Source organism: Streptomyces sp. NPDC031274, assembly GCF_055570235.1.
This window is the reverse complement of sequence record NZ_JBVIHP010000256.1, coordinates 1-1,350: the sequence shown is the minus strand read 5'-3', so window position 1 is coordinate 1,350 and position 1,350 is coordinate 1. Positions and strand designations below refer to the sequence as shown.

1 protein-coding gene is annotated in these 1,350 nt (G+C 69.8%); it reads right to left on the bottom strand.

Annotated features, from left to right (window positions below; genetic code table 11):
* Positions 1-154: 154 nt before the first annotated feature.
* Positions 155-1,350, bottom strand: a 1,196-nt coding sequence (locus ACZ5CR_RS45455) for an FG-GAP-like repeat-containing protein (RefSeq protein ID WP_468869626.1), incomplete at its 5' end; no start/stop codon positions are given.

Genomic DNA, 1,350 nt, shown 5'->3' with positions numbered 1-1,350 from the left:
TCGTGCCCTGCGTCGGACACGACAGCAAGATCGACCTCGGCCGGAAGGGCTGCAAGCTGCCGCGACCGGCCGCCTCGCAGAGGTAGCGGGTTCGTTCGTCCCTTCCGGCGTACGTGGCCCCCATCCCCGTCGACGACGGGGATGGGGGGCGTCGTCAGTCCTGCAGGGTCTCGCCGAACCGCGAGCCGGTCGCGAGGCCGAAGTCGGCTGAGCTGAGGGACTTGGAACCGGCACCGGTGAGGCCGGACGGCGAGCCCGGCAGGGTCCACAGGCCACCGCTGCGGTCGTTCTCGAAGGAGGCTGTCACCGCCAGGTCGCCCTTGCCGTTGTTGTCGTAGTCGGCGATCCGGACCTGTGCACCGAAGAGGTCCCCGGTCTCGGCGGCGCCCGGAACTCCGGTGGTGTCCTGGGAAACGCGCACGACCGCGGACTGCGAGACACCGGAGGCGGAACCGCGGAACACGGTCACGTCACCGGCGTTGTCCAGGTCGCCGAGCTGTTCGCCGTTGGCACCGACCACCAGTTCGGCCTTGCCGTCGCCGGTGACGTCACCGATCGCCACCGAGGCTCCCCAGTTGTCACCGTCCTCGTTGGCGCCGGGCACACCGGCGCTGTTCTGGTGCAGGGTCACCGGGTCGCCGAAGCCCGTCCCGCTGCCGTAGCGGACGGTGACGTAGCCGGAGCCGTTGCTGGGGTCGTCGACGGAGAAGAACTGGGGCCAGGTCAGGGAAGAGGCCATGTCGTCGAAGCCGTCGCCGTTGATGTCGCCGAGAGCGACGGCGGTGTTTCCGTCGTCCACGCGCTGGATTCGGTTCGGGCGGCCCTCCTGGCCCGTGAAGATGTCAGTGCCCGGACGTCCGGTGCCGGCATCGCCGGTCACGGCCAGGTCGTCCTTGCCGTCCCCGTTGACGTCACCCACGGCGGCCTCCGAGTACCGGAGCCCCGCACCAGGGACCGACAGGGTGTACGCGGGGACCGGCTTGCTCTCTCGGGCGAAGCCGCCCTTGTAGACGACGACCGCGCCCGGCTCGATCACCGCGAGGTCCGCTCCGCTGTCACCGGTGAAGTCCCCCACCGCGACGTCGTAGCCGTGGGCCTGCCACTGCTGCGGATTCTCCACGGTGGTCGTGGTGCTGCTGGTGAACGGCTTGGTGCCGCCCCACAGGATGGTGACGCTGCCCTGGCCCTCATAGGCCCCCACGGCCTCGCCGTCGGCGCCCACGACGAGGTCCGCGTATCCATCACCGTCCAGGTCGCCACTGGCGATCGAGCTGCCGAAATTGTCACTGTCTTCGGGCGTACCCGGCACTCCCGCGGAACTCTGGGTGAGAGCGACCTTCTCGGTGGTCA